Consider the following 6,658-nt stretch of genomic DNA (forward strand, 5'->3'; position numbering starts at 1 on the left):
GCACCGGCGGTCAGGCTGAGGGTGGTGGTGTCTGGCGTATCGGTGATCTGAACCACAGCTGGCGTCGGATTGGTCGCCAGGTTTTCGAAGTTGCCGCCGGTGGCACTGGTAATGGTGGTGCTGACGGTGGTGTCGGTGTTGTAGACGTCATTCGCCGGAGCAGGCACAACGACCGAACCAGACGACTCACCGGCTTTGATGGTGATGGTCGAACCGTCGGACAGGGTGACGGTGACTGGCGTCTGCGCCGGGTTGGTCAACGTGGCGGTGTAGGTGATCGACGTGCCTTCGGCGGACGTCGCAGCACCTGCGGTCAGGCTGAGGGTGGTGGTGTCGACCGTGTCAGTGATGTTGGTCACGGCTGGCGCCGGGTTGGTGGTCAGGGCCAGGCCCGCGCCGCCGGTGGTGCCGGTGATGGTGGTGGTGATGTCGTGGGCGTCGAGGTACGGCGTGTTGCCGTTCGGGATCTGCACGGTGACGCTGCCGGAGGTCTGGCCTGCCTGAATCACGATCACCGAGCCGTTGGACAGGGTGATGGTCAGGTCGCTGAGCGGCGCTTGAGTGACGGAAGCGGTGTAAACCAGCGCGCCGCCGGCTTCGGTCAAGGCGGAGGTCGCGGTCAGGCTCAGCGTCGAGGCGCGTTGCGGAACGCCGGCGTCCTGTTCGGTGCCGGCCGTTGCGTTATTGCCCAGGCCATTGGTGTTGAAGCCGATGTTCGGGTTCACCACGCCTGCCGTCTCGGTCAGCATCACGACGCTGTGACCGCCGCCCGCGTTGCCACCGTCGGTGGAGCCCGTGGTCTGGCCGGCAGCGGTGGCTTCCAGGTCTTTGGTCGGGTCGGCGCCCGCGGCGATGGCTTGTTGCAGTTCGGCAACCGATGGCGCGGCCTGCGCGGTGGCTTCCGCCAGGTTGGTGGTGGACGTTGGAGCGTCAGAGCTCCACTGACTGTCACGGCCCATGTCCAGCAGACGACCGTCTGGCAATTGCAGCGTTACCGAACCTTCCGGCCCGGTGAGCACCTGCTCGCCGGCCAACAGCCGGTCACCCTCGATCAGCACACGACGAATCCCTTCCGGGGAGACTGCGACTACTTGGCCAACAATGCTTTTGACGATGGCAACAACACTGCTCATGGGGGTGACTCTCCGAGATTACCGATCAGTTGGTATCCATCATGCCGGCTTGCCCAAGGTGGGCTGCTTCATATTGGACTACGTAAAATGTTCAAACCTTTGACGTCAACAACTAAGCATTTGATTTAGTTGCTGTTAGTTATTTGGCGTCAATTTATTGTACCCTTTTAACCGGATACAGATTAACTTTCTGCCAAACTATTGACCTATTCGGCGACATCCTAAACAATCGCCCCCGTAATGTCACATTGATATTTTCTGAGATCGTGTATTTCTGTTGTTCGCTCCCAGAGACCCTTCAGAACAGCCTGACGCCGCCGATCTCCTACACAAGCCTCTCTTGCAATGCAGTTATTAATACTGCGTTTTCGAACAAGTACGTTCTCGGGAAGAACCAACATGCGTGTGCAATTTCTCACTGCTGTACCCTTTGTTCTGACAGTCGGCTTCGTGCAGGCACAAACCTTGCCAGAAGCCATGCAGAAGGCGATGCAGGAACATCCTGAGGTGCAGGCAGGCGTCAACGCCCGTATCGCGCAGGACTATGCGGTTCGTGCAGCGAAGGGAGGCTACCTGCCGCGCGTCGACGTGACAGCGGGGTATGGCCGTGCGGGATCTGACACCCCGTCGACGCGTGCGGAAAGTGGCAACAATGACTGGAAAACGATGAACCGTGGCGAGTCGGCCATTCGTCTTCGTCAAATGCTTTTTGATGGGTTTGCAACAAGTAACGAAGTTGGGCGTCAACAAGCCACCGCCAATTCTCGGGCGTATTCTTTGTTGAATACTTCCGAGCGTACTGCGCTGACAGTTGCGCAGGTCTATATCGACGTTCTTACACAGCGCGAGATGGTTCGCCTGGCCGAAGAAAACCTTAAAAGTCACCAACGTATCTACGACCAGATCAAGTTGCGCACCAGTCGTGGTGTCGGACGCATGGCGGATATGGATCAGGCCGACGCCCGTCTGGCTCAGGCACAGAACAATCTGATCACCGAACAAACCAACCTGGCTGACGCCCAGACCAACTACCTGAGCGCTGTCGGCATCGTGCCGGATCAACTGGAAAAGCCGGCGCCGTTCGCGCTGATGCCCGCCGATCTGCAGGAAGCGCGCCGTCAAATGATCGACAACAGCCCCGTGCTGCGTTCGGCTGAAGCGGACATCGCCGCTGCCGAGAAACAGTACAGCGCAGCCAAATCGACCTTCTCCCCACGTTTCGACCTGGACCTGGGCCGCAACGCCGACAACAACGTGGGCGGCGACGAAGGCCACAACAATGGCTGGGAAGCCATGGTGCGCATGCAGTTCAACCTGTATGCCGGTGGCAGCAACAAGGCTGACCTGACCTCCAAGTCGTACCTGGCCTCGCAGGCACTGGACATTCGCAACAACGCACTGCGTCAGTTGAACGAAGAACTGGGCCTGGCCTGGAACGCCTACAACAACGCTTCCCAGCAAGTGCCGATCGCTCAGCAGTACGTTGACCGGGCGACCAGCGTCCGTACGTCGTATCAGCAGCAATTCAGTCTCGGAGAGCGTACTCTGCTCGACCTTCTCGACAGCGAGAACGAGTTGTTCACCGCGCAACAGCGTCTGGTCCAGCTGCAGAGCCTGAAAACGTACACCCAATACCGCATTCAAGCCGACATCGGCACCTTGCTGAAAAGTCAGGGCGTCGTGGCTCCGCTGGCATCGGTTGTGCAAAACGATGTGAAACCGACAGTGAAACTGCCGGGCATGAACTGATTCTTGACGCGCCTTCGTCAGGAGCCAGCTTCAACTTTTAACTGTTAAAGCTAAAGAGAGTGTCAGCGTGGATTTGGAATTACCTTCTGCCCAACTAGGTCATGATCCACGCAGCCAGCATGATGATCCGTTGCTGGATGGCCTGCTGACACTCTGCGCCTTGCATCACAAACCGGCGAGCCGGGCGATGTTGAGCACCGGCCTGCCGTTGCCAAACCAGCGTCTGAGTCCCGATCTGCTGGCACGCGCCGCCGCGCGGGCCGGTTTGCAGGGGCGTCTGCTCACGCGCAAGCTCGAACAGATCCCCGCCATTGCCCTGCCTGCGATGCTGCTCCTGAAAGAGGGGCGTTGCGCGGTGCTGCTGGGTTGGGACGCCGATGTGGCGCGGCTGCTGATCAGCGAAAGCGACGGTGGTGAGGTCCGCGTCGAGCGCGAGGCGCTGGCGCAGGATTTCAGCGGCAAGGTGTTCTTCGCCCAACCGCAACACAAATTTGACGTGACCAAAGGCTCGCTCATTCCTCGAGCGCGGTCCTGGTTCAAAGACACCCTCAAGCTGTCGCGCTGGCTTTATGCCGATGCGATCGCTGCCAGCCTGGTGATCAACCTGATCGCATTGGCGGCGCCTCTGTTTGTCATGAACGTCTACGACCGTGTGGTGCCGAACCAGGCGACCGCAACGTTGTGGGTCCTGGCGGCCGGTATCTGTGGCGCTTACCTGTTCGACCTCTTGCTCAAAGGCCTGCGCAGTCTGTGCCTGGACCTGGCGGGCAAGAAAACCGACCTGATCATTTCCGCCACGCTGTTTGAACGCATCGTCGGCATGGCGATGAAATTTCGGCCGGCACGCGTCGGCAGCTACGCCCAGAACATTCACGAGTTTCAGGGCATGCGCGACTTTTTGACGTCGCTGACCCTGACCAGCCTCATCGACCTGCCGTTTACCTTGATCATCCTGTTGGTGATTGCGCTGCTGGGCGGGCACTTGGTGTGGATTCCGATTGTGGCGTTCCCGCTCGCGCTGGGCATCGGTCATTTGCTGCAAAAGCCGTTGACCGCCACCCTTGAGCGCACCATGGCGCTGGGCGCCGAGCGGCAGTCGAGCCTGATCGAAACCTTGTCCGGGCTGGACGCGGTCAAGGTCAACAACGCTGAAAGCGAGCGTCAGTACCAGTGGGAACAGACCATCGGCACCCTGAGCCGTCTGGAACTGCGGGTCAAAATCCTGTCCGGTCTGGCGATGAACATCACCTTGCTCATCCAGCAACTGGCGGGCGTGGCGATGATCTGCTTCGGTGTGTACATGATCATCGACGGCAACCTGAGCATGGGCGGCCTGGTGGCGTGCTACATGCTCAGCGGTCGCGCGCTGGGCCCGTTGGCGCAGCTGTCCGGACTGCTGACGCGTTATCAGCAAGCCAAAGTGACCATGGTGTCGGTCGACCAGATGATGGAGTTGCCACAAGAGCGTAACTTCGAAGAGCGCCCGTTGAGCCGCCAGGTGCTGCAGGGCGCGATGGAATTCCGCAACGTCGATTTCACTTACCCGAACCAGCAAACCCTGGCGTTGAAGAACATCAACCTGGTGGTTCGTCCGGGCGAGCGGATCGGCATCATCGGCCGCAGCGGCTCGGGCAAAAGCTCGCTGGCCAAGCTGCTGGTCGGTCTGTATCAGCCGGACGAGGGCTCGCTGCTGGTCGACGGCGTCGACATTCGCCAGATCGACGTCAGCGAACTGCGCCACAACATCGGTTACGTCGCTCAGGATATCCAGTTGCTGGCCGGCACCCTGCGCGACAACCTGGTTTCAGGCGCCCGCTACGTGGACGATGAGATGGTGCTGCAAGCCGGTGAACTGGCAGGCGTGCATGAGTTTGCCCGTCTGCACCCGCAAGGGTATGAACTGCAGGTTGGCGAGCGTGGGCAGAATTTGTCGGGCGGTCAGCGTCAGAACGTCGCGCTGGCCCGTGCGCTTTTGCTTGATCCGCCGATTCTCTTGCTGGATGAACCGACCAGCGCCATGGACAACACCGGTGAAGAGCGCTTGAAGCAGCGCCTGCAAGCCGTTATCGAGAAAAAGACCGTGATTCTTGTGACCCACCGAGCCTCGCTGCTCTCGCTGGTCGATCGGCTGTTGGTGATCGACCGTGGCCAGATTCTCGCCGACGGCCCGAAAGCCGCCGTGATGGAAGCGTTGAAGAAGGGGCAGATCAGTGTTGCTTAAATCGGGTCCAAATTCCGGCGGTGGTCTGTTCGGGTATTTCAAAGGTTCGGCTTCCCTTGATGGACAGCCGATGCCTGAAGTCAAAAAGGCCTTGGTCGACGATGCCCCGCGTATCGTCCGGCTGACCATCTGGGCGGTCATTCTGTTCTTTACCTTCCTGGTGCTGTGGGCCCACTTCGCGGTCATCGACGAAGTGACCAAGGGCGAAGGCAAGGCGATTCCTTCGACCAAGATCCAGAAGATCCAGAACCTGGAAGGCGGCATCGTCGCGCAGATTTATGCCCACGATGGGGAGATCGTTGACGCAGGCGCACCGCTGATTCGTCTGGACGACACGCGCTTTGCGTCCAACGTGGGTGAAACCGAGGCTGATCGCGTGGCGATGGAACTGCGCGTCGAACGTCTGTCCGCCGAGGTCGATGATCGCCCACTGAACATCAGCGCCGACGCGCGCAAATCGGCCCCGAAGCAGGCAGCGAACGAAGAGTCGCTGTACCAGAGCCGCCGTCAGCAGTTGGCCGACGAAGTCGGCGGCCTGCAACAGCAACTGATTCAGCGTCAGCAGGAACTGCGGGAGTTCGGCTCCAAGCAGGAGCAATACCGCAACAGCCTGAACCTGTTGCGTCAGGAGATCGGCATGTCCGAACCGCTGGTGGCTCAGGGCGCTGTCTCGCCGGTGGATATCCTGCGTCTGAAGCGCTCGGAAGTGGAAACACGCGGTCAACTCGATGGCACCACGCTGGCGATTCCACGTGCTCAGGCCGCCATTGCCGAAGTGCAGCGCAAGATCGACGAGACGCGGGGCAAGTTTCGCAGCGACGCGTTGACCCAGTTGAATGAGGCACGCACCAACCTGTCCAAGGCTCAATCGACGGCCAAAGGCCTGGAGGACCGGGTAAACCGGACCATGGTCACTTCGCCGGTGCGCGGTATCGTCAAGCAAATGCTGGTCAACACCGTGGGTGGCGTCATCCAGCCGGGCAGCGACATCGCCGAAATCGTGCCGCTGGACGACACCTTGTTGGTCGAGGCGCGCATCCGGCCGCAGGACATTGCGTTCCTGCATCCGGGTCAGGAAGCGATGATCAAATTCACCGCCTATGACTACACCATTTATGGTGGCCTCAAGGGCAAGCTGGAACAGATCGGTGCTGACACCATCCAGGACGAAGAGAAGAAAAACACATTCTATGTGATCAAGCTGCGCACCGACCGCAGTCACCTGGGGACCGATGAGCACCCGTTGCTGATCATTCCCGGCATGGTCGCTTCGGTGGACATCATCACCGGCAAGAAAAGCATCCTCAGCTACCTGCTCAAGCCCGTCCTCAAAGCCCGCGCCGAGGCGTTGCACGAGCGTTGATACAACCGGTCCGGATATCTGTAGGAGCCGGCTTGCTGGCGAACGCGTTGTGTCAGCGACATATTCGTGTCTGACGTTCCGCGTTCGCCAGCAAGCCGGCTTGTATGGTGCGCATTTCCACTATTTGGGGTGACGCTGACGGTGTGGTTTGTCCTAACGTCCAAACTGTTCCGCCTTCGGCGGGTTACTTGA

The 6,658-nt window shown here is 59.8% G+C and carries 4 protein-coding genes; 3 read left to right on the plus strand and 1 reads right to left on the minus strand.

The features are described from left to right. A partial coding sequence (locus BMY73_RS27560; RefSeq protein ID WP_139214296.1) for a retention module-containing protein occupies nt 1-1,133 on the minus strand: 1,133 nt, incomplete at its 3' end. Between the two features lie 399 nt (nt 1,134-1,532). On the opposite strand from BMY73_RS27560, the gene BMY73_RS27565 reads away from it, so the two are divergent. The 3 genes from BMY73_RS27565 to BMY73_RS27575 all read left to right on the plus strand — a co-directional run bounded on the left by BMY73_RS27565 (nt 1,533) and on the right by BMY73_RS27575 (nt 6,466). Further along, nucleotides 1,533-2,882, plus strand: coding sequence for a TolC family outer membrane protein (locus BMY73_RS27565; protein WP_092411090.1), 1,350 nt, complete (start codon nt 1,533-1,535; stop codon nt 2,880-2,882). Between the two features lie 67 nt (nt 2,883-2,949). Continuing rightward, nucleotides 2,950-5,103, plus strand: a complete 2,154-nt coding sequence (locus BMY73_RS27570; protein WP_062385058.1) for a type I secretion system permease/ATPase — start codon at nt 2,950-2,952, stop codon at nt 5,101-5,103. Beyond that, nucleotides 5,093-6,466: an HlyD family type I secretion periplasmic adaptor subunit gene (locus BMY73_RS27575; RefSeq protein ID WP_092411092.1), complete on the plus strand. Its 1,374-nt coding sequence runs from the start codon at nt 5,093-5,095 to the stop codon at nt 6,464-6,466. Before BMY73_RS27570 ends, BMY73_RS27575 begins: the two co-directional genes overlap by 11 nt. Nucleotides 6,467-6,658: the final 192 nt, after the last annotated feature.

Origin of the sequence: Pseudomonas sp. NFACC02 (assembly GCF_900110765.1) — a bacterium.
In the GTDB taxonomy this organism is placed as follows: Bacteria; Pseudomonadota; Gammaproteobacteria; order Pseudomonadales; family Pseudomonadaceae; genus Aquipseudomonas.